This is a genomic window from Stenotrophomonas sp. AG209, from assembly GCF_003550055.1.
Classification (GTDB): Bacteria; Pseudomonadota; Gammaproteobacteria; order Xanthomonadales; family Xanthomonadaceae; genus Stenotrophomonas.
Genome location: NZ_QXDB01000001.1, coordinates 2,446,198 through 2,465,950, shown reverse-complemented (window position 1 = coordinate 2,465,950; position 19,753 = coordinate 2,446,198). Strand labels below are relative to the sequence as shown.

The window sequence follows — 19,753 nt, the reverse complement described above, 5'->3', positions numbered from 1 at the left end:
CCGGCGCTACGGCGAACCATGGCCCTCGCGCGGGGGCGTGCAGTGTGCCGTGCCTGGCACGGGCTGGTAACGCTGGTAGGCGGTCTGGATGTCCATGCCGAGCAGGTCGCCGTTGCCGAGCTGGCGCAGTACGAACGTTTCGCCGTTCTGCTGCAGCTGGACGGCGCCTTCGTGCAGGCGGGCCTGCGTGCCGTCGCCGAAGTCGAACCTGTCGAACTGGCCGCCGTCGGCCTGGTAGCGGCCACACGGCACCTGCTGCAGCGGCACCAGGCGCAGATCGGCGCCGAGTTCACGCAGCGGCGCGGTACGTTCGCAGGCACTGATGCGGCCGCCATCGCAGGTGACCTGCAGGGCCTGCACCGCCAATGCGGGCTGCAGCGCGATCAGCTGCTGCGCGGCCACTTCGACGCAGAAGCGGCCACCCCGGTGCTGCAGGCACAACTGCTGCAGGCGATCGCGTGCAGCGGCCGGAAGTGGCGAATCCAGCGTGTCTTCGTCTTCCTGTGCCAGCCGTTGATCCACCCGCCGCATGGCGGTGGCCAGTGCATCGTCGGTCATGGCTTCGCAGGCCTGCCGATCGTGCCCGGCGGTGTGTTCGCGGCACGGCGGCGGGCGCTCGAAGACTGCCGGGGCTGCGTCATCGGCTGCATCCGGCGCACCGCCCTCACGCATCAGCCGCAGCAGCGTCGAGCAACCCGCACCCACGCCCTCGTCGCAGGCGCGCCGGGCCTGGCCGGGCGAGGCCGTTGGCAGCTGCACCATGCAGTAGCTGCCAGCAGCGCGGCAGCTGCCGGCCACAGCGCTGGGTTCGGCGGTGCAGGCCCGGGACTGGCGCAAGGTGTAGACCACCGTCACGCTGTCCTCGATGCGCTGCCCATCGGCGCTGATCCGGATCGGTTCCGCCACGCCATCGTCGAGCATGACCAGCCGCGTCTGTGCCGCACTGCGATCGACCCACAGCGGCTCCGGCTCACCGATGCCGTTGTCGCGGTAGCCGCTGCTGTGGGTGGTGAACACGAGGGCCATGCCGTCGTCGACACTGCGGTACTCGCCGCATTGCAGGGCATCGGCGCTGGCAGGCAGCGCGGCGAACAGCAACAGGGCAGGGAAAAGAGTCAGCAAGCGCATGCGACGGTCCTTGTCGGAGCAGATGGGAGGGCAGGCTCAGTGGAAGCGGGAGCGGATGTCCGGCCGCAGCAGGCGCCAGGCCAGCCAGCCCTGCAGGCCGAGGAACAGGATGGAGGTGCCGACCACGATGAAGGTGACCATCCAGCGCCGTGGCTGCAGCTCCTGCTGCAGGGCCGGGTCGTCGGCCAGCAGCGCGATGAGATCGCGCATGCAGGCATCCAGCCACCAGGCGATCGCGAAGTTGGCCAGGGCGCCCAGCAACAACAGCGCCACGAAGCTCCACAGGCCCCAGCGGCGTTCGCGCAGCAGGCCCCAGCTGGCTGCGGTCGAGACCAGGCAGACCAGCGCGGCGATCATCGAGGCGCCCACCGGGTGGGCCAGCAGCCAGGTGACGCTGTGCATCCGGTGGGCCTGCGCCATTCCGGCCAGTGACTGCCACAGCGCGGTGCCGTGCAGTGGCCACACCAGCAGTGCTTGCAGTACGAAGTAGAGCGTCAGCAGCAGGCACAGCCAGAACGAAGCCTGCGCCATCGGCCGCACCCAGGCGTGAGCGGCGGGTGCGGCGGGCGTGGGAAGTGGCGGGAGCGGCACTGACATCCGATGTCCTTGCAGTCGGCGCCCGCCTGCTCAGCGGGCCGTCACCCGGGTGGCGACCGCCGGCAGGATATGGTGTTCGCTCAAGGGTGCCAAGGGCAGGCCATGTGGTGGTTGCAGTGGAGCCCAGGCCAGTTCGGCGATCTCGGCGCGTGCCTGCGGCGTGCCGTCCACCTGCACCCACCAGGCCTGCGCCTGCACGCGGTGGCCGGGCTCGTTCACCGCCCAGTCCTCGAATGTACCCAGCGCGATGGCCGAAGCGATGCGCAGCTGCACGCCCAGTTCCTCGTCCAGCTCGCGCGCCAGCGCCTGCAGCGGTGCTTCGCCGGGTTCGGGCTTGCCACCGGGCTGGATGAAGCGGTGGGCACCGTGCTTGCGCACCAGCAGTGCCCGGCCGCGGTCATCCAGGATGACCGCGGCCACGATCCGTATCGTGGCCGCGGCGTTGCTCACTTCAGGTTCTGCTCGAACAGCTTGAGGATGCGCTTGTACTGGTCCAGCCAGGAATCGGCACGCACGTAGCCGTGGCGTTCCAGCGGGTACGGTGCGATCGACCAGTTGTCCTTGTGCAGTTCGATCAGGCGCTGGGTCAGGTGCACCGAGTCCTGGAAGAACACGTTGTCATCCATCATGCCGTGGGCGATCAGCAGGTTGTCCTGCAGGTTCTGCGCGTACTCGATCGGCGAGGACACGCGGTACGCCTCCGGATCGATGTCCGGGGTGTTGAGGATGTTGCTGGTGTAGCCGTGGTTGTAGTTGTGCCAGTCGACCACCGGGCGCAGCGCGGCGCCGGCCTTGAACGTGCCCGGTGCACGGAACAGCGCCATGAAGGTCATGAAGCCGCCATAGGAGCCGCCGTAGATGCCGGCGTGGTCACGGTCGCCCTGCTGGGTGTCGACCAGCCAGTCCAGGCCATCCTTGTAGTCTTCCAGTTCCGGGTGGCCCATGTTGCGGTAGATGGCCGTGCGCCAGTCGCGGCCGTAGCCCTCGCTGCCGCGGTAGTCCATGTCCAGCACGATGTAGCCCTTCTCCACCAGCAGGTTGTGGAACATCTGCTCGCGGAAATAGGCCGGGTAGCGCTGGTGCACGTTCTGCAGGTAGCCGGCGCCGTGCACGAACATCACGATCGGGTACTTCCTGCCCGGTTCCTTGTGCTCGGGCTCGTAGTACTTGGCCCAGACCACGCCGGCACCATGCTTGGACGGCACCGCGACCAGCTTCGGCTGGATCCACTCACGTGCCTTGTAGTCGGCGGTGCGGGTATCGGTCAGCACGCGTGCCTGGCCACCGGCGCTGGGCAGCACCGCCAGCTGCGGCGGCAGGTAGGCCGCGGAGTAACGCACCAGCAGCTGCTGGCCATCCGGCGACAGCGAGAAGTCTTCCACGCCATTGAGGCTGGTCAGCTCGCGCACCTGGCGGTTGCCGGTGTCGACCGCGCAGACTTCGTAGTCATGCGGCGCCTGCTGGTTGCACAGGAAGTAGAAGCCCTTGCCATCGGCCGACGGTACCGGCGCCGAGGTTTCCCACTTGCCACTGGTCAGCGCCTGCGGCTTGGCGGTGCCGGCCTGGGTGTACAGGTGCGAGAAGCCCGATTCCTCGGACAGCAGCCACAGCGTGCGGCCATCGGCCATCCAGCCGAAATCGTTGAAGCCCCAGTTGATCCAGGCGTTGTCGGTCAGGCGATGGCGGTTCTGCACGCGGCCATCGGCTGCGTTGACGCTGATGATCCAGCGGTCCTTGTTGTCGTTGGCACGCAGCATCACTGCGGCCTGCTGGCCGTCGGCACTCCAGCGGATGCCGCCGCCCATGAAGTCGCTCATCACCTGCACGCTGCGCTCGCCCTTCAGCGCATCCTTGCCGGCCTTGCGGCGCAGCTCGGCCAGCGGGTCGGTGCTGATGCCCGGCAATCCGGACAGCGAGATCTTCTCGGCCTTGCCGGTGCGCACGTCCACGTACCACAGGGTGTGCGGTTCGAAGCCGTTGCGGCCGACGCGGGTGCGGGTGTCCTCGGTCTCCTCGTAACCGGATTCGGTCACGTACAGCGGCATCTTGCTGGTGCGGCCGTCGTCGAAGTCCTTCGGCTTGGTCACCACGATCAGGTGGGTCAAGTCGGGCGACAGCACGCTGTCACCGATCTCGACGTCGGCGCCCAGGTACACCGGGCCCGGCGCACGGGTCGGGTCGGCCTGGCGCCAGCGCTGGTCCTGGTCCTTCAGTGCCTCGCGCTGGTCGCGGTCGCGGCGCAGGGTTTCCAGCGTGCGCAGCTGCTGGTCGCGCAGCACGTCGGCCTTCGGCGGCGTGCGCGGATCCTTGTCGGCCTTCAGGCTGGCCACCTGCTGCACACCGCTGGCAGCGGTCCAGTGGAACCAGTTCTGGCCAACGCGCCAGATCACGCCATTGTCGGCAGCGAAGTTCACGTTGCCCGCGCGCTCGTTGCTGCGGGTCAGCTGGGTCAGCGCGCCGCTGCGCAGGTCGCGCACGAACACGTCGCCATTGCGGACGAAAGCGCTGCGGCTGCGGCTGCGGTCGTAGACCGGCTCGGCCACGTCCAGGGTGCCACGCTGGTCATCGGCCACCTGTGCGGCCACGCCACCGGCCACCGGCTGGCGGAAGGTATCGCGCACCGGGCTGCCGTTGCGCTTGAGCTGGTATTCCACCTGCTGGCTGTTCCACGACCACCAGGCCTTCTCGACCGGCGGACCGATCCAGTCCGGGTCGGCCATGGCCTGTTCGATGGTGATCGGCGTCGGCGCGGCATGCGCAGCCGGTGCGGCCAGCACGGCCGACAGCAGGAGGGACAGGGGCAGCACTCGGGACATGGGCGGACGGCACCAGAAGAGGAAACCGGGCAAGCGTAGCAGCCGCAAGGACCCGGGGCAGGGGCCACAGGTCATGGCAGCGGGATTGGCAAAGTGGTGCAACCGGTGGCCGGCCTCGCGCATCCATTCTCCTGAACCCGCATCATCCATCGAACAGGAGCCCGACCATGCAGGAACTGATCCCGATCACCCTCTTCATCTGCATCGCCTACGCGATCCATGCCATTGCCGATGCGCGCGCGCGCAGCAAGCTGGTGGCCCCGCACGTGCCGGAGGAAGTGATCCGCTCGCTGGCCGTGCTGGAAGAAGAGCGCCGCCGCCAGGGCGCGCTGCGCTGGGGCATCAGCCTGGTCTGCCTGGCCCTGGCCATGGCCCTGCTGGAAGCCATCGGCGCCCGTGACCTGACCTTCGGCGCCGCCGCCGCGCTGGTCGGCAGTGCTGGCCTGGGCCAGCTGCTGGCCTGGCACTTCACCCGCCCCGCCGCACGCAAGGGCTGAGCCGGCGCATGCCACGGGCACAGGGGGCGCCCCGCAGATGAGCCTGCTCGGCGAAGCATTGTCGGCACTTCGGGGCCGTCGCCGCCACGATGCATCAGCGGCGGCACCGCCCGCCGAGCCGCTGGACGCGGACCAGGCCCTGGTGCGGGCCATCATCGATGGTTCGCAGGCGGCGTTTTCGCAGCTGGTGGAGACCCACCAGCGCACCTGCGCGCATGTGATCGGACGCATGGTCGGCGACCGCGACCAGGTCGCCGACCTGCTGCAGGAGACCTTCCTGGCCGTGTTCCGCCAGCTGCACCGGTTCCGCTTCGAATCCTCGCTGCGTACCTGGGTTTCGCGGGTGGCCTACACCACCGCGCTGCAGCACCTGCGCCGGCGGCGGCTGGAGGCGCAATGGATGGTGGCGGTGGAGGTGCCGGAAGAACTTGGCATCGGTGATGAGGGGCCGGGCCCGGCCGAGTTGAGCGAGGCGCTGCAGGCCGGGCGCCAGCTCGGCGCGGCGCTGGAGCGACTGAGCGCACCGCAGCGCCTGATCGTCGGCCTGCATTACCTGGAGGATTTCGACCTGGCCGAGATCGAACAGGTGACCGGGCTGGCACGCGGTACCATCAAGAGCCACCTGCACCGCGCGCGCCAGGTCCTGAAGCAGGAACTGACGCGGCATGCCACCGCCGGAGAGCCGCTGTGAACCCACCGACCGACCCTCGCGATGCGGAAGCGCGCGCGCTGGCACAGGCGTTGCGTGAACAGGCACGGCAGGAACAGACGCCGGATGTAAGCGAGGCGCTGCAGAAGCGCATTACCGCTGAGTCGCGCGACAGTGGTGTGGGCTATGTGGTGGTGCAGATGCTGTTGTTTGGTGCCCTGCTGGCTGCCGCAGCCTGGTATTTCTGGCACTGAGGCACCCTCCGGGCGGTGGGCCTGGTAGATGCCGACCTGGGTCGGCGTCTGGGCGTGTGTGCCAACCAAGGTTGGCAGCTACCAGAACGGTTGACCCCTGCGACAAAGTGAAGCAGCGCGTCACCCGGTCGCATCCCACCTTAACGAAATCCTCCTAAAGTGGTCCGGTATCCCACCGGTCGCAGGCAGGAGGCGTCCCTTGGACGCGTTGTTGTTGTCCCGGATCCAGTTCGGATTCGTCATCAGTTTCCACGTGCTGTTCCCCGCCTTCACCATCGGCACGGCCAGCTGGCTGGCCTTCATCGAATGGCGCTGGCTGCGCACGAAGTTGCCCGTGTGGCGCGAGCTGTATTTCTTCTGGCAGAAGATCTTCGCGGTGTCGTTCGGCATGGGCGTGGTCAGCGGCATCGTCATGGCCTTCCAGTTCGGAACCAACTGGCCGCGGCTGAGCGAGGTGGCCGGCACGGTCATCGGCCCGCTGCTGACCTATGAAGTGCTGACCGCGTTCTTCCTCGAAGCCAGCTTCCTCGGCGTGATGATGTTCGGCTGGGGCCGGGTTTCGCCGCGCCTGCATTTCCTGTCCACCTGCATGGTGGCGCTGGGCACGCTGTTCTCCACGTTCTGGATCCTGTCGTCCAACAGCTGGCTGCACACGCCGGCCGGTTACGAGATGGTCAACGGCATCGTGCATCCGGTGGACTGGTGGCAGGTGGTGTTCAATCCCTCGTTCCCGTACCGCCTGGCGCACATGGCACTGGGTTCGTTCATCACCACCTGTTTCGTGATTGGTGGCGTGGGCGCGTGGTACCTGCGCAAGGGCACGCACGTGGAAGCGGGTCGGCGCATGCTGATCGCCGCCGTGGCGTTCGCCGCACTGACCGTGCCGGTGCAGATCTTCGTCGGCGACATGCATGGCCTGAACACGCTCAAGCACCAGCCGATGAAGATCGCGGCGATGGAAGCGCACTGGCATGAAACCAGGGAAGGCGAGGGCGTGCCGCTGGTGGTGTTCGCACTGCCCAATGAAAAGGAAGAGCGCAACGATTTCGAAGTGGCCATCCCGAAGCTGGGCAGCGTGATCCTCACCCATTCGCTGGATGGCACCTTCGATCCGCTCACCTCGGTACCGGCCAGCGAACGGCCGCCGGTGACGCCGGTGTTCTTCGCCTTCCGCATCATGGTCGGGCTGGGCACGCTGATGCTGTTGCTGGCCTGGGTCTCGGCCTTCCAGCTGTGGCGCAGGAGGCTGCTGGATTCACCGTGGCTGCTGCGGGGCTGGAACTGGATGCTGCCGAGTGGCTTCATCGCGCTGCTGTCCGGTTGGTTCGTCACCGAGATGGGGCGCCAGCCGTGGGTGGTGTACGGCGTGCTGCGCACCGCCGATGCGGTCGGCCCGCAGAGCGCGTGGATGACCGCACTGTCGCTGGGTGTCTACGTGGTCGGCTACGCCTTCGTGTTCGGCTGGGGCATCTGGTACCTGGTGAAGATCCTGCGCCACGGGCCGCAGCCGTATGCCGAGGGGCCGTCGCTGGACCATGGCAGCCACACTCCGGCACGCCCGCTGTCGGCGGCCGACGAACCGCTGGAGGACCGCTGACATGGACCTGATGACCTGGCTGCCGGTGGCGTGGTTCGCGGTGATCGGCTTTGGCGTGCTGATGTACGTGGTGCTGGACGGCTTCGTGCTCGGCATCGGCATCCTTGCCCCGTTCGCCGAGGACGAGCAACAGCTGGACCTGATGATGAACACCGCCGCGCCGATCTGGGACGGCAACGAGACCTGGCTGGTGCTGGGTGGCGCCGGCCTGCTGGCGGCCTTCCCCAAGGCCTATGCGGTGCTGTTGTCGGCGCTGTACCTGCCGGTGCTGCTGCTGGTGGTGGCGCTGGTGTTCCGCGGCGTGGCGTTCGAGTTCCGCTTCAAGGCACATCGTTCGCGCCGGTTGTGGAGCGTGGCGTTCGGGCTCGGTTCGTTGCTGGCGACTTTCGCCCAGGGCGTGATCCTGGGCACGCTGGTGCAGGGCATCCCGCTGGTGGACGGTACCTACCAGGGCGGCGTGTTCGCTTGGTTCAGCCCGTTCGCGATGCTGACCGGTGCCGCGCTGGTGGCCGGCTACGCGCTGCTGGGCAGCACCTGGCTGATCCTGAAGACGGAAGGGCGCGTGCAGGCGCTGGCGCGGCAGATGACGCGGCCGCTGGTGGTGGCGGTGATCGCGGCGATGGGCCTTGTGAGCAGCTGGCTGCCGTTCCTCGATTCGCGGTTGATGGACCGCTGGTTCAGCGACGGCAACTTCTGGTGGCTGTCGCCGGTGCCGCTGCTGACCCTGGCGGTGGCTGCGGCGCTGTGGCGCAGCGCGACCCATCCGCGCCGTGACCTGCCGCCGTTCCTGCTCAGCCTGGCCCTGTTCGTGCTCGGCTTCCTCGGCCTGGTGCTGGGCATGTGGCCGTACCTGCTGCCGCCGTCGATGACGCTGTGGCAGGCCGCCGCGCCGGCCTCCTCGCTCGGCTTCACCCTGGTCGGGCTGGTCGTTCTGCTGCCGGTCATCCTCGGCTACACGGCATGGTCGTACCGGGTGTTCCGCGGCAAGGTGCACGCCGACACCGGTTACCACTGATCGATTGAATGCGGCGGCCCGCCGGTGCCGGGTCCCGCGTTGGGGAATGTGAAACCTGCACACCCCGTGCAGGACGTGCTAGCGTGCGCTCCTTTCCGGCGGCCAGGGGGGCAGCCGGCGACGTCCTGGACGGACGCACGGCTGCAGGAATGGGGGGCCGCCGCGCGTCGCCGTAATGGCTCGTGCCTATCGTTCTCCCGTTGAAGCACCATCGCTAAATGATCGAATTCTCCATCGTCGACTGGGCTGCCTGGGCGCCCGGCCTGAGCGAGCGTAGCCAGTGGCTGGGCTGGGCCGATGCGCCGTATCCGCCACAGGGCGAAGACACGCCGGCGCTGGCCGAGATACCAGCGATGCAGCGCCGCCGCATCGAGCGGCTGGGCCGGATGGCGATCCAGGCTGCCTGCTGGTGCGAGGATGGGCAGGGCGCTGACAGCGAGGTGCCGCTGGTGTTCGCCAGCCGCCATGGCGACGTGGCCCGATCGATGGATCTGCTGGGGGCGCTGGTCGGCGAGCAGCCGCTGTCGCCGACAGGGTTCGGCCTGTCGGTGCACAACGCGATCGCGGCGCTGTACTCGATCGCCCGCGGCCACCGCGGCAACTACCTGGCGCTGGCCGCCGGCCAGGCCACGGTCGAGACCGCCTGCCTGGAGGCGGCCGGGCTGCTGGCCGATGGTGCCCGCGAAGTGCGGGTGGTGGTCTATGAATCGCCGCTTCCTGAAATTTACGCGACGTTCGCTGACGAACCCGACCCGTTCTTTGCCTGGTGTTGGCGCTTGACCGCGCCTAAACCGGGCCGGCCGACCCTCTCGCTGCAGTGGGAGGCGGCGCAGCATGCCGCAGCCACCGCACCGGGTGCGCTGCCGCACGCGCTGGACCTGCACCGCTTCCTGCTGTCCGGCGCGCCGGCGCTGGAGCACGTGGCCCAGGGCCAGCGCTGGCGCTGGGGGCGCCGTGGCTGAGGCGCTGCGCCGCCTCGATCATGCCTGGCGGGTGTTCGGCACCGGCCTGAGCTTTGCCGCATTTGGCGTGGGCGGCCTGTTGCTGGGCGTGCTGGTGATGCCGGTGCTGCTGATGCGCGACCCGGTGGTCCGCCGCCGCCGGGCCCGCCGCGTGGTCCAGGTCGCCTTTGCCAGCCACCTCCGCCTGATGCGTGCGCTGGGGGTGATGACCTACCAGATCGAAGGCGGGGAACGCCTGCAGCGCGACGGTTTGCTGGTTCTGGCCAATCACCCGACCCTGATCGACGTGGTCTGCCTGATCTCGCTGCTGCCCAACGCCGATTGCGTGGTGAAACGGGCCGTGGCCTGCAATCCGTTCATGCGCGGCCCGGTGCGGGCGGCTGGCTACATCGCCAATGATGACGGGGCCGGCCTGGTCGACGACTGCGTGGCGGCGGTGCATGCCGGCGGTACCCTGGTGATCTTCCCGGAAGGCACCCGCAGCGTGCCGGGCCAGCCGCCGCGGCTGCAGCGCGGGGCTGCCAACATCGCCGTACGGGGCCGGCTGGACATCACCCCGGTGCGGATCACCTGCACCCCGCCCACGTTGACCAAGGGACAGAAGTGGTATCGTGTCCCCTCACGTCGCTTTCACGTTCGGCTGCAGATCGGCGAAGATATCCCGATCGCGCCCTTCCTGGCCGATGACGACTCGCCAAGGGGGGATGCCTTGGCAGCACGCCGCGTCACCGAGCACCTTTCTCGTTATTTCGACCTGTCTGGAGATCCGCCCCGTGCAAGCACTTGAGCACGAGATCAAGGAATTGATCATTTCCTCCCTTTCGCTGGAGGACATCACGCCGGAGGACATCGATCCGACCGCGCCGCTGTTCGTCGAGGGCCTCGGCCTGGATTCGATCGACGCGCTGGAGCTGGGCCTGGCGCTGCAGAAGAAGTACGGTGTCAGCCTCTCGGCCGATTCGGAAGAAACCCGTCGCCATTTCTCCAGCGTGCGCGCGCTCGGCGAGTTCGTCGCCGCCCGCCAGTCGTAACGGCGCCAGGAATTGCCATGACCAAGAATGAACTGTTCGAACGCATCGTCAGCATCCTGACCGACAGCTTCGAGATCGAAACCGCCCGGATCACCCCCGAGGCCCGCCTGTACGACGACCTGGACATCGACAGCATCGATGCGGTCGACCTGATCGTGCAGCTCAAGCCGCTGCTCGGCCGCAATCTGCAGCCGGAAGCGTTCAAGGCCGTGCGCACCGTGCAGGACATCGTCGATGTCGTACATGGACTGCTGCCGGACCAGGCAGCCGCCTGACCGCAGCGCCGGCGGCTTCGCCATGGCTCGCGCACGTACCGTCGTGGTGGCAGCGATTTCGCTTGCCTACCCGCTGCTGGTGTACCTGGCGATGGGCCGTTTCGAGCCGCGCTGGCTGTCGCTGCTGCTGTTCACCCTGGCCCTGCTGCGTGCGCTGAGCACGCGCCAGCCGCTGTGGTGGGCCGCCGCCGCCGGTACCGGCCTGCTGGCGGTGCTGGCTACCGTGCTGAACCAGGCCCTGCCGCTGAAGCTGTACCCGGCGCTGGTCAACGCGGTGATGCTGGCGGTGTTCGGCACCAGCCTGCGCTTCGGGCCGCCGCTGGTGGAGCGCCTGGCGCGGCTGCAGGAGCCGGACCTGCCCCCGTTCGCGGTGGCCTATACCCGCCGCGTCACCCAGGTGTGGTGCGGCTTTTTCGTTCTCAACGGCAGCCTGGCCCTGCTGACCGCGCTGTACGCGTCGGACCGGGTCTGGATGCTCTACAACGGATTGTTGGCGTACGTAATGATGGGCGTGTTGTTCGCAGGTGAGTGGCTGGTGCGGCGGCGGGTGAAGGCGGCACACGCGCATGGCTGAGTGGATTGCCCTGGACCGGCTGCTGCTGGAGGCACGGCCGCAGCGCGGCGTCGGCCTCTGCGACGGCGAGGTGATCGACCACGCCGGCTTCCGCCAGCGCGTGCTGGGCTGGCGCGCCGCCTTTGCGGCGGCCGAAGGCCGCGACTGGGCCCTGTACTTCGATGATGCCGTGGCCTTCGCCGCGGCGCTGTTCGGTGCCTGGCATGCCGGCAAGCGGGTGTTCCTGGCCGCCGACAACCTGCCGGCCACGCTGCTGGCACTGCAGCCGCAGGTGAGCGGTTTCGCGGGTGATGTCAGCGCCGATTACCGCCCGCTGGTGGCACAGGACGCCGCGATGGGCGATGAACTGCAGGCGCTGGACGAGCGCGCCTGCGAACTGTGCGTGTTCACCTCCGGCAGCACCGGCGAGCCCAGTGCGATCGGCAAGCGCCTGGACCAGCTGGCGCGCGAGGTGGAGGCGCTGCAGGCCGCATTCGGTGCGCAGATGGAGGGTGTGCAGGTTCATGGCACGGTGTCCCACCAGCACATCTACGGGCTGCTGTTCCGCGTGCTGTGGCCGCTGGCCGCCGGTCGCCTGATCCATCCGCGCCGGTTCTTCCACGAAGACCTGGTGGGGGCGCTGGCCGGTACCGATACAGTGCTGGTGGCGACGCCGGCCCACCTCAAGCGCCTGCCCGGGCAGCTCGACTGGGCCAGCCTGCATGGCCGCCTGCGCGCGGTGTTCTCCTCCGGTGGCCCGCTGCCGGAAGACGCGGCGCGGCAGGTGCGGCAGTGGCTGGGCGTGGCCCCGACCGAGGTCTACGGCAGCAGCGAAACCGGCGGCATCGCCTGGCGCCGCTGGGACACCGACCTGCCACCGTGGCAGCCGTTGCCGGGCGTGCAGTGGCGGATCGACGATGGCTGCCTGGCGGTGGCCTCGGCGCATCTGGAAACCGCCGACTGGTGGCGTACCCAGGACCGCGTTGAAGCCCTGGCCGATGGCCGCTTCCGCCTGCTGGGCCGCGCCGACCGCATCGTCAAGATCGAAGAACGCCGCGTGTCGCTGGACGCGCTGGAACGCGCGCTGCGCGAAGACGCCGAAGTGGATGACGCGCGCGTGCTGGTGCTGCCCGGGCAGCGCGAGCAGCTGGCCGCCGTGGTGGTGCCGGCCGATCCGGCGCTGCTGGACGCGGGCGACGCCGCGCGTCGTGCGCTGGGCCAGCGCCTCGGCGCCCGCCTGGCGCATGCGCATGACGCCGTGACCCGCCCGCGTCGTTGGCGCCTGGTGCAGGCGTTGCCGATCAACGCGCAGGGCAAGGTGACCCAGGCCGCCCTGGCGGCGCTGTTCCAACCGCTGATGCCGGTGCCGGTCTGGGACCGCCGCGATGCTGCGAGCGCCACGCTGCGCATGACCCTGGACCCGGCGCTGCGGCCGTTCCAGGGCCACTTCCCGCAGGCGGCGATCCTGCCCGGCGTGGCGCAGCTGGACTGGGCGGTGCGATTCGGCCGCCAGGCGTTTGCGATGCCGGCAGCGTTCCTGCGCATGGACGCAGTGAAGTTCCAGCACGTGGCCCGCCCGGGCGATGAGCTGACCCTGCAGCTGGACTGGGATGCCGCACGCAACGTGCTGGCTTTCCGCTACACCTCCAGCCATGGCGTGCATGCCAGTGGCAAGGTGGTTTTCGCTGATGCGGACTGACCCGGCCGTTGCCGGTGCCGCGTTCGCGCCACTGGTGGTGATTCCCGTCTACGACCACGAGCATGCCATCGCGGCGGTGGTCGACGGCGTGCAGGCCGCCGGCCTGCCGTGCCTGCTGGTCGACGATGGTTCGCGGGTCTCCTGCGCGGCGGTGCTGCGTTCGCTGGCACAGCGCCAGGGCGTCGACCTGCTGCGCCTGGATATCAACCAGGGCAAGGGCGGGGCGATGCTGGCCGGTTTCGCCGAGGCGGCCGCGCGTGGTTACAGCCACGTGCTGCAGATCGATGCCGATGGCCAGCACGACACCCGCGATCTGCCACGCTTCATCGAAGCGGCGCGCGTGCATCCGGATGCGGTGATCTGCGGTATCCCGGCCTACGACGCCAGCGTGCCGAAGGCGCGTCTGTACGGCCGCTACGCCACCCACATCTGGGTCTGGATCAACACGCTGTCGCTGCACCTGCGCGACACCATGTGCGGCTTCCGCGTGTATCCGCTGCCGCCGGTACTGCGCCTGATCGGCGAGGAAACCATCGGCCGGCGCATGGATTTCGATACCGAAGTGATGGTGCGCCTGTACTGGCGGCAGCTGCCGGTCGAGCACCTGGCCACGCGCGTGACCTATCCATCCGATGGCGTGTCGCACTTCGATGTGTGGCGCGACAACGTGCGCATCAGCCGCATGCATACCCGCCTGTTCTTCGGCATGCTCTGGCGCGCACCGCGCCTGTTGTGGCGCCGCCTGCGGGGGCAGCGCTGAGATGGCGGCCGCGCAGGGTGCCCCGCACTGGGCCGACATCGGCGAATCGACGTCGGTGGCCGGCGTGCTGTTCCTGTGCTGGGTGCACCGCTGGTTCGGGCGCTGGCCGTTCCGCCTGTGCGTGTGGCCGGTGGTGGCCTGCCATTGGCTGGGCAACCGCGTCGGCCGCCAGGCCTCGATGCAGTATCTGCAGCGGCTGCAGGCATACAGCGGCGTGCTCGGCCGCACGCCGACCCGGCGTGACAGCCTGCGCCACTTCTTCGCCTTCGCCGATACGATGCTGGACAAGATCCTCGGCCTGGGCGGGCGCTATCCGGCCGAACGCATCCATCTGCATCGCGACCTGGTGCTGGAGAAGATCGCGCGCCGCGAAGGCGGGCTGATCCTCACTGCGCACATCGGCTGCCTGGAGCTGTGCCAGGTACTGGCCGAACAGGTGCCGGGCTTCCGCATCACCGTGCTGGTGCATACCGCGCACGCGCAGCGCTTCAACCGCCTGCTGCAGCGGCTGGACCCGCTGGCGGCGGTGGAGCTGGTGCAGGTGACCGAAATGGGGCCGGCCACCGCGGTGATGCTGGCCGAGCGCGTGGCGGCGGGTGGCTTCGTCGCCATCGTCGGCGACCGTACACCGGTGCAGGGCGGCCGCAGCGTCACCGCCGATTTCCTTGGCCACCGCGCCCCGTTCCCGATCGGCGCCTATGTGCTCGCCGCCGCGCTCGGTTGCCCGGTCTACACCATGGCCTGCCTGCACCAGGGCGAGGGCTACCGCGTGGCATTCGAACAGTTTGCCGAACGCATCGTGCTGCCGCGTGGCTCGCGCGACGCCGCGCTGGCCGAACAGGCTCAGCGCTTCGCGCGTTGGCTGGAACTCCAGGTCATCCAGTCCCCGTTGGACTGGTTCAATTTCTTCCCCTTCTGGGATCAGGCTCCGCATGACGACTGACGCCGTACCCGTGTGCCGCTTTGGCGATGCACCGTTGACCATTGAAGACGTGGTTGCCCTGGCCCAGCGCCAGTGCGAGGCCGCACTGAGCGACGCGCCGGCGTTCCGCGCACACATCCAGCGCGGTGCCGACTTCCTCGACCGCCTGCTGCGCGAGGACGGCGTGATCTACGGTGTGACCACCGGCTACGGCGACTCGTGCACGGTGAACATCCCGCCGGCGCTGGTGGCGGAACTGCCGCACCACCTGTACACCTACCACGGCTGCGGCCTGGGCCGTTACCTGGACCCGGTCGAGACCCGCGCGGTGCTGGCCGCGCGCCTGGCGTCGCTGGTGCGCGGCATGTCCGGTGTCAGCGTGCCGCTGCTGGAGGGCCTGGCCACGCTGCTGCAGCACGACGTGCTGCCGATGATTCCGGCCGAAGGCTCGGTGGGTGCCAGTGGTGACCTGACGCCGCTGTCGTACGTGGCGGCGGTGCTGTGCGGCGAGCGCGAGGTGCTGCACGACGGCCGTGTGCAGCCGGCGGCGGAGGTGCTGGCGAAGATCGGCATGACCCCGCTGAAGCTGCGGCCGAAGGAAGGCCTGGCGATCATGAACGGCACCGCGGTGATGACCGGCCTGGCCTGCCTGGCCTGGCAGCGCGCCGATTACCTGGCGCGCATGGCCACGCGCCTGACCGCGTTCAACGTGCTGGCCAGCGACGGCAACGCGCACCACTTCGACGAAACCCTGTTCGCGGCCAAGCCGCACCCGGGCCAGGGCCGCATCGCCGCGCGCCTGCGCAGCGACCTGCACAGCGAGCGTCCGCCGCGCAATGAACAGCGCCTGCAGGACCGCTATTCGCTGCGCTGCGCGCCGCATGTGATCGGCGTGCTGGAGGACAGCCTGCCGTTCCTGCGCCAGCTGATCGAAACCGAACTGAACAGCGCCAACGACAACCCGCTGATCGATGCCGACGGCGAGCGCATCCTGCATGGCGGCCACTTCTATGGCGGCCACATCGCGCTGGCGATGGACACCCTGAAGAACACCGTGGCCAACGTTGCCGACCTGCTCGACCGGCAGCTGGCGCTGGTGGTCGATGCCCGTTACAACCATGGCCTGCCGGCCAACCTGTCGGCGGCCACCGGCCCGCGCGCGGCCATCAACCATGGCCTGAAGGCGCTGCAGATCAGCGTGTCGGCCTGGACGGCCGAAGCGCTGAAGCAGACCATGCCGGCCAGCGTGTTTTCGCGTTCCACCGAGTGCCACAACCAGGACAAGGTCAGCATGGGCACCATCGCCGCGCGCGACTGCCTGCGCGTGATCGAGCTGACTGAACAGGTGGTGGCCGCGATGCTGATCGCCGCCCGCCAGGGCCTGGCGCTGCGCGAACGGGTTGGCCTGAACGCGCAGCTGCATGGCAGTCTGGCCGACATGTACGCCGACCTGGGGCAGCGCATCGCCCTGGTTGAAGAAGACCGCGCGCTGGATCGCGAACTGCGGGAACTGCTGGTGGAGATCCGCGCGCAACGTTGGGAGCTGTATGCCGGTGAATGAGGCCATCGAACGGGTCGGCGAGATTGCGCTGACCCCCGCCTTCCATGACTGCGATCCGATGAACGTGGTCTGGCATGGCAACTACTTCAAGTACTTCGAGATCGCGCGCTGCGCGCTGCTCGGGCGCTACGACTACGACTACCCGCAGATGCTCGAATCGGGCTACCTGTGGCCGGTGGTCGATGCGCGGGTGAAGTACGTGCGCCCGCTGCTGTTCAACCAGGCGCTGCGCGTGATCGCGCGCATCGTGGAATGGGAGAACCGGCTGAAGATCGAGTACGAAATCGTCGATGCGCAGAGTGGCCAGGTGCTGACCCGCGCGATGACCATCCAGGTCGCGGTGGACGCGGCCAGCAAGGAAATGCTGTACCAGTGCCCGCCGGTACTGTGGGAACGCCTGGGAGTGCCTGCGCCGTGAACATGTTTGCCCGTCTTCCGAGCGTGCTGCTGTGCGTGCTGATGCTCGTTGCCGCACCGCGCGTGCAGGCCGCCGACCCCGCCATCGATGCGATCACCCAGGCGGTGGCGCGGCCGGATGTACTGCGTGGCCAGTTCAGTCAGGAAAAGCAGGTCAGCGGCTTCAAGAACCCGTTGCGCTCGCAGGGCCAGTTCGTGGTCGCGCGCCAGCACGGCGTGATCTGGACCACGCTCAAGCCGTTCCCCTCCGAAGTGGTGGTCACCGCCGACCGCATCCTCAGCCGCCAGCGCGATGGCAGCACCCGTGTCGAGCTCGATGCACGGCAGCAGCCGGCGATGCGTTCGGTCAACGCGATCATGTTCGCGCTGATGAGCGGCGACGTGCAGGCGCTGTCCAGCCAGTTCAACGTGGCGGCCAGCCGTGAAGGGCAGGGCTGGCGACTGCGGCTGACGCCGAAGTCGGCGATGCTGGCCAAGGCCTTCCAGTCGCTGACCCTGCAGGGTGACCGCTACGTGCGCCAGGTCGAGATCGTCGAGGCCAACAAGGACCGCACGCAGATCCAGTTCAGCGCGTTGAGCGAGGCGCCGGCCACGCTCAATGCCGACGAGGCCCGCCGCTTTGAGTGAGGTCGTGGCATCGAACGCACCGGACCGGTTGCGGCGCTGGTGGCACTGGCTGGGCATCGCCTGGCTGCTGGTGCTGCTGGTGATGGGCGCGCAGCAGTGGCGCTTGTGGAGCCAGGAATCGCGGATCGACACCGATATCCTCGCCCTGCTGCCGCAGGATGCGCATGACCGCCTGTTGAGTGATGTCACCCGGCGCATCGCCGACGGCAGTTCGCGCCAGGTGGTGGTGCTGCTGGGGAGCAAGGACGGCGCCGCCGCCAAGCGCGCGCAGGCAGCCTTCGCTGCGGCCATGGCTCAGGACGCCGACCATGCATTGCTGGTGCCCAGTGGTTCGATTGAAGGCTGGTTCGACGAGGCGCGGGCGTTCTACGCGCCGTACCGCGACCGCCTGCTGACGCCGGCCCAGCGCGAGCAGTTGCAGGGCAGCGAACCGGGCGCGTTGGCCGAGCAGGCGTTGGCCGCGCTGTACGGCCCGATGGGCGCGCCGCGCCTGACCGACTGGCGGCAAGACCCGCTGTCGCTGTGGCCGCAATGGTGGCAGCAGCAGGCGCAGGGGTCGGGGCTGCGGCTGGGCGATGATGGCCTGCTCGAAGCCGAGGGCAAGCATTGGGCGGCGCTGCAGTTCGATACGCCGGGGTCGGCGTTCCAGCTTGACGGTGAGCGCCATCTCGATGGCCTGCTGGAACGTGCCGGGCAGGCTGCCAGGGCGGCAGCACCGGAGATGGAAATCCTGCATGCCGGCGTGCCGCTGCACGCCGAGGCGGCCGCGGTGCAGGCCAACCAGGAGATCAACACCATCGGCTGGGGCTCGCTGGCCGCGGTGCTGCTGCTGGTGTGGCTGGCGTTCCGTTCGCTGCGGCCGATCCTGCTGGTGGCCGCGTCGTTGCTGATCGGCTGTGGCGTGGCGCTGGCGGTGACCGTGCTGGTGTTCGGCAAGGTGCACGTGCTGACCCTGGTGTTCGGTGCGTCGCTGGTGGGCGTGGCCGAGGATTACGGCATCCACTGGTTCGCTTCGCGCCAGGCCGAGCCGGCCGATCGCCGCTGGAAGCTGCTGCGGCACCTGCTGCCGGGCCTGTGGCTGGCCCTGCTGACCAGCGCGCTGGCCTATCTGGCGCTGGGCCTGGCCCCGTTCCCGGGCCTGCGCCAGATGGCATTGTTCTCGGTGGTCGGCCTGGCCGCTGCTTTCCTCACGGTGATCTTCTGGTTCCCGTGGCTGGATGGCGGTGAGATCCGCCAGACCCGTTTCTCGCAGTGGCTGGGCAACACGCTGGAACGCTTCCCGCGTCTGCATGGCCGTCGCCCGGTGACGGTGTTCGTGCTGATTGCCCTGGCGTTCTCCGCCATCGGCATCGCCCGCCTGCACAGCAACGACGACCTGCGCAGCCTGCAGTCCTCGCCGCCGGCGTTGATGGCGCAGCAGATCCGCCTGAGCCAGCTGCTGGGCATGCCCAGCCCGGCGCAGTTCTACCTGGTGCAGGGCAGTGACGCTGCCCAGCTGCTGCAGCGCGAAGAAGCGCTGACCGAACGCCTGCGTGCGCTCGCCCACGACCAGCGCATTGGTGGCTACCGCGCGATCAGCGACTGGCTGCCGTCGCCGGCACGCCAGCAGGCCGATGCCGCGCTGACCGCGAAGGTGGAACCGGGCGTGCTGGATGCGGTGTCCGAGGCGGTCGGTGAACCGCTGCCGCGCCCGGACTTCGCCGCTGCGCCGCTGACCGCCGAGGCATTCCTGGCCTCGCCGGCCTCGCAGCCGTTCCGCCACCTGTGGGTGGGCGAGGTCGGCGGGCAGATGATCAGCGTGGTGATGGTCGATGACCTGTCGCGCGCTGATGCGCTGGCCACCCTGCGTGGGGCGGCCGAAGGCCTGCCGGGTGTGCGCTGGGTGGACCGCACCGCCGACTTCTCGCAGCTGCTGGGCCACTACCGCAAGCTGATGGGTGGGTTGCTGCTGGTCGGCATCGTGCTGGTGTTCGGCGCGCTGTGGCTGCGCTACCGCCGCCAGGCCTGGCGCGTGTTCGCGCCGACGCTGATTGCCGGTGCGCTGACCCTGGGCCTGCTGGGCCTGTTCGGCCAGCCACTGCAGCTGTTCAACGTGCTGGCACTGATGCTGCTGCTGGGCATGGGCATCGACTACGGCATCTTCCTGATTGAGCACCGCGGCGATGCCAGTGCCTGGCTGGCGGTGTGCGTGGGCGCGGCCAGCACCTGGTTGTCGTTCGGCCTGCTGGGACTGTCGCAGACCCCGGCGCTGCGCGCGTTCGGCCTGACCCTGCTGTTCGGCATCGGCCTGGTCTGGCTGATCTCGCCGCTGTTCCGGCCGCCGCCGCACGATCTGCCGCCGGCCTGAGCCTGTTTTCCGACTTCCTTCTTTCCACTTGATCGAGCAACAAGGA

21 protein-coding genes are annotated in these 19,753 nt (G+C 68.8%); 17 read left to right on the top strand and 4 right to left on the bottom strand.

The window, feature by feature from the left end; translation table 11 throughout:
• Positions 1 to 6: 6 nt before the first annotated feature.
• From DFO63_RS11420 to DFO63_RS11405, 4 genes are read right to left on the bottom strand one after another with little or no spacing between them, the layout of a single operon-like run.
• The gene (locus DFO63_RS11420) at positions 7 to 1,128 is read right to left on the bottom strand and encodes a hypothetical protein (protein ID WP_119006934.1); all 1,122 of its coding nucleotides are present in this window, start codon (positions 1,126 to 1,128) and stop codon (positions 7 to 9) included.
• A 36-nt stretch (positions 1,129 to 1,164) separates the two neighbouring features.
• Positions 1,165 to 1,725: a hypothetical protein gene (locus DFO63_RS11415; protein WP_119006933.1), complete on the bottom strand. Its 561-nt coding sequence runs from the start codon at positions 1,723 to 1,725 to the stop codon at positions 1,165 to 1,167.
• Between the two features lie 30 nt (positions 1,726 to 1,755).
• Positions 1,756 to 2,175 (bottom strand): NUDIX domain-containing protein, encoded by a 420-nt coding sequence (locus DFO63_RS11410; RefSeq protein WP_119006932.1) that lies wholly within the window; start codon positions 2,173 to 2,175, stop codon positions 1,756 to 1,758.
• Positions 2,172 to 4,541 (bottom strand): S9 family peptidase, encoded by a 2,370-nt coding sequence (locus tag DFO63_RS11405; protein ID WP_119006931.1) that lies wholly within the window; start codon positions 4,539 to 4,541, stop codon positions 2,172 to 2,174. Before DFO63_RS11405 ends, DFO63_RS11410 begins: the two co-directional genes overlap by 4 nt.
• A gap of 167 nt (positions 4,542 to 4,708) precedes the next feature.
• On the opposite strand from DFO63_RS11405, the gene DFO63_RS11400 reads away from it, so the two are divergent.
• From DFO63_RS11400 to DFO63_RS11320, 17 genes are all read left to right on the top strand, one after another.
• Entirely contained in the window at positions 4,709 to 5,038 is a 330-nt protein-coding gene (locus DFO63_RS11400; RefSeq protein ID WP_005414880.1) for a hypothetical protein, read from the top strand.
• 37 nt (positions 5,039 to 5,075) lie between these two features.
• Positions 5,076 to 5,729, top strand: coding sequence for a sigma-70 family RNA polymerase sigma factor (locus DFO63_RS11395; RefSeq protein WP_119006930.1), 654 nt, complete (start codon positions 5,076 to 5,078; stop codon positions 5,727 to 5,729).
• The gene (locus DFO63_RS11390; protein WP_119006929.1) at positions 5,726 to 5,941 is read left to right on the top strand and encodes a hypothetical protein; all 216 of its coding nucleotides are present in this window, start codon (positions 5,726 to 5,728) and stop codon (positions 5,939 to 5,941) included. The genes DFO63_RS11395 and DFO63_RS11390 overlap by 4 nt, the downstream gene beginning before the upstream one ends.
• A 199-nt stretch (positions 5,942 to 6,140) precedes the next feature.
• Positions 6,141 to 7,538 carry a cytochrome ubiquinol oxidase subunit I gene (locus DFO63_RS11385; protein WP_119006928.1) on the top strand — a complete coding sequence of 466 codons (1,398 nt, stop codon included), beginning with the start codon at positions 6,141 to 6,143 and terminating at the stop codon, positions 7,536 to 7,538.
• Position 7,539: 1 nt separating this feature from the next.
• A complete protein-coding gene (cydB, locus tag DFO63_RS11380; protein ID WP_119006927.1) occupies positions 7,540 to 8,553 on the top strand; it encodes a cytochrome d ubiquinol oxidase subunit II in 1,014 nt (337 codons plus the stop codon).
• A 218-nt stretch (positions 8,554 to 8,771) separates the two neighbouring features.
• A complete protein-coding gene (locus DFO63_RS11375; RefSeq protein ID WP_119006926.1) occupies positions 8,772 to 9,515 on the top strand; it encodes a beta-ketoacyl synthase chain length factor in 744 nt (247 codons plus the stop codon).
• Positions 9,508 to 10,302, top strand: coding sequence for a lysophospholipid acyltransferase family protein (locus DFO63_RS11370; protein ID WP_119006925.1), 795 nt, complete (start codon positions 9,508 to 9,510; stop codon positions 10,300 to 10,302). The genes DFO63_RS11375 and DFO63_RS11370 overlap by 8 nt, the downstream gene beginning before the upstream one ends.
• On the top strand, positions 10,289 to 10,546 hold the full coding sequence (locus DFO63_RS11365) for a phosphopantetheine-binding protein (protein ID WP_005411610.1): 258 nt from the start codon (positions 10,289 to 10,291) through the stop codon (positions 10,544 to 10,546). The genes DFO63_RS11370 and DFO63_RS11365 overlap by 14 nt, the downstream gene beginning before the upstream one ends.
• 17 nt (positions 10,547 to 10,563) lie before the next feature.
• Positions 10,564 to 10,821: an acyl carrier protein gene (locus tag DFO63_RS11360; RefSeq protein WP_005411609.1), complete on the top strand. Its 258-nt coding sequence runs from the start codon at positions 10,564 to 10,566 to the stop codon at positions 10,819 to 10,821.
• A gap of 22 nt (positions 10,822 to 10,843) precedes the next feature.
• A complete protein-coding gene (locus DFO63_RS11355) occupies positions 10,844 to 11,395 on the top strand; it encodes a membrane protein (protein ID WP_032954654.1) in 552 nt (183 codons plus the stop codon).
• Positions 11,388 to 13,073: an AMP-binding protein gene (locus DFO63_RS11350; RefSeq protein ID WP_119006924.1), complete on the top strand. Its 1,686-nt coding sequence runs from the start codon at positions 11,388 to 11,390 to the stop codon at positions 13,071 to 13,073. The genes DFO63_RS11355 and DFO63_RS11350 overlap by 8 nt, the downstream gene beginning before the upstream one ends.
• Positions 13,063 to 13,833, top strand: coding sequence for a glycosyltransferase family 2 protein (locus DFO63_RS11345; RefSeq protein ID WP_049446995.1), 771 nt, complete (start codon positions 13,063 to 13,065; stop codon positions 13,831 to 13,833). The genes DFO63_RS11350 and DFO63_RS11345 overlap by 11 nt, the downstream gene beginning before the upstream one ends.
• Position 13,834: 1 nt before the next feature.
• Positions 13,835 to 14,776 carry an acyltransferase gene (locus tag DFO63_RS11340; protein WP_014038933.1) on the top strand — a complete coding sequence of 314 codons (942 nt, stop codon included), beginning with the start codon at positions 13,835 to 13,837 and terminating at the stop codon, positions 14,774 to 14,776.
• The gene (locus DFO63_RS11335) at positions 14,766 to 16,316 is read left to right on the top strand and encodes an aromatic amino acid ammonia-lyase (RefSeq protein ID WP_032960620.1); all 1,551 of its coding nucleotides are present in this window, start codon (positions 14,766 to 14,768) and stop codon (positions 16,314 to 16,316) included. Before DFO63_RS11340 ends, DFO63_RS11335 begins: the two co-directional genes overlap by 11 nt.
• Positions 16,303 to 16,734, top strand: a complete 432-nt coding sequence (locus DFO63_RS11330) for an acyl-CoA thioesterase (protein ID WP_014038931.1) — start codon at positions 16,303 to 16,305, stop codon at positions 16,732 to 16,734. The genes DFO63_RS11335 and DFO63_RS11330 overlap by 14 nt, the downstream gene beginning before the upstream one ends.
• Positions 16,735 to 16,736: 2 nt before the next feature.
• Entirely contained in the window at positions 16,737 to 17,360 is a 624-nt protein-coding gene (locus DFO63_RS11325) for an outer membrane lipoprotein carrier protein LolA (RefSeq protein WP_182474406.1), read from the top strand.
• Complete coding sequence (locus DFO63_RS11320; RefSeq protein ID WP_119006922.1) at positions 17,332 to 19,707, top strand: hypothetical protein; 2,376 nt, start codon at positions 17,332 to 17,334, stop codon at positions 19,705 to 19,707. Before DFO63_RS11325 ends, DFO63_RS11320 begins: the two co-directional genes overlap by 29 nt.
• Positions 19,708 to 19,753 lie beyond the last annotated feature (46 nt).

Excerpts from the sequence above, each read along its gene's own strand:
- DFO63_RS11420 (WP_119006934.1), bottom strand. The coding sequence starts at position 1,128 with ATGCGCTTGCTGACTCTTTTCCCTGCCCTGTTGCTGTTCGCCGCGCTG.
- DFO63_RS11330 (WP_014038931.1), top strand. The coding sequence starts at position 16,303 with ATGCCGGTGAATGAGGCCATCGAACGGGTCGGCGAGATTGCGCTGACC.
- DFO63_RS11400 (WP_005414880.1), top strand. The coding sequence starts at position 4,709 with ATGCAGGAACTGATCCCGATCACCCTCTTCATCTGCATCGCCTACGCG.
- DFO63_RS11340 (WP_014038933.1), top strand. The coding sequence starts at position 13,835 with ATGGCGGCCGCGCAGGGTGCCCCGCACTGGGCCGACATCGGCGAATCG.
- DFO63_RS11360 (WP_005411609.1), top strand. The coding sequence starts at position 10,564 with ATGACCAAGAATGAACTGTTCGAACGCATCGTCAGCATCCTGACCGAC.
- DFO63_RS11415 (WP_119006933.1), bottom strand. The coding sequence starts at position 1,725 with ATGTCAGTGCCGCTCCCGCCACTTCCCACGCCCGCCGCACCCGCCGCT.
- DFO63_RS11375 (WP_119006926.1), top strand. The coding sequence starts at position 8,772 with ATGATCGAATTCTCCATCGTCGACTGGGCTGCCTGGGCGCCCGGCCTG.
- DFO63_RS11335 (WP_032960620.1), top strand. The coding sequence starts at position 14,766 with ATGACGACTGACGCCGTACCCGTGTGCCGCTTTGGCGATGCACCGTTG.
- DFO63_RS11395 (WP_119006930.1), top strand. The coding sequence starts at position 5,076 with ATGAGCCTGCTCGGCGAAGCATTGTCGGCACTTCGGGGCCGTCGCCGC.
- DFO63_RS11405 (WP_119006931.1), bottom strand. The coding sequence starts at position 4,541 with ATGTCCCGAGTGCTGCCCCTGTCCCTCCTGCTGTCGGCCGTGCTGGCC.
- DFO63_RS11350 (WP_119006924.1), top strand. The coding sequence starts at position 11,388 with ATGGCTGAGTGGATTGCCCTGGACCGGCTGCTGCTGGAGGCACGGCCG.
- cydB (WP_119006927.1), top strand. The coding sequence starts at position 7,540 with ATGGACCTGATGACCTGGCTGCCGGTGGCGTGGTTCGCGGTGATCGGC.
- DFO63_RS11325 (WP_182474406.1), top strand. The coding sequence starts at position 16,737 with ATGTTTGCCCGTCTTCCGAGCGTGCTGCTGTGCGTGCTGATGCTCGTT.
- DFO63_RS11355 (WP_032954654.1), top strand. The coding sequence starts at position 10,844 with ATGGCTCGCGCACGTACCGTCGTGGTGGCAGCGATTTCGCTTGCCTAC.
- DFO63_RS11320 (WP_119006922.1), top strand. The coding sequence starts at position 17,332 with ATGCCGACGAGGCCCGCCGCTTTGAGTGAGGTCGTGGCATCGAACGCA.
- DFO63_RS11345 (WP_049446995.1), top strand. The coding sequence starts at position 13,063 with ATGCGGACTGACCCGGCCGTTGCCGGTGCCGCGTTCGCGCCACTGGTG.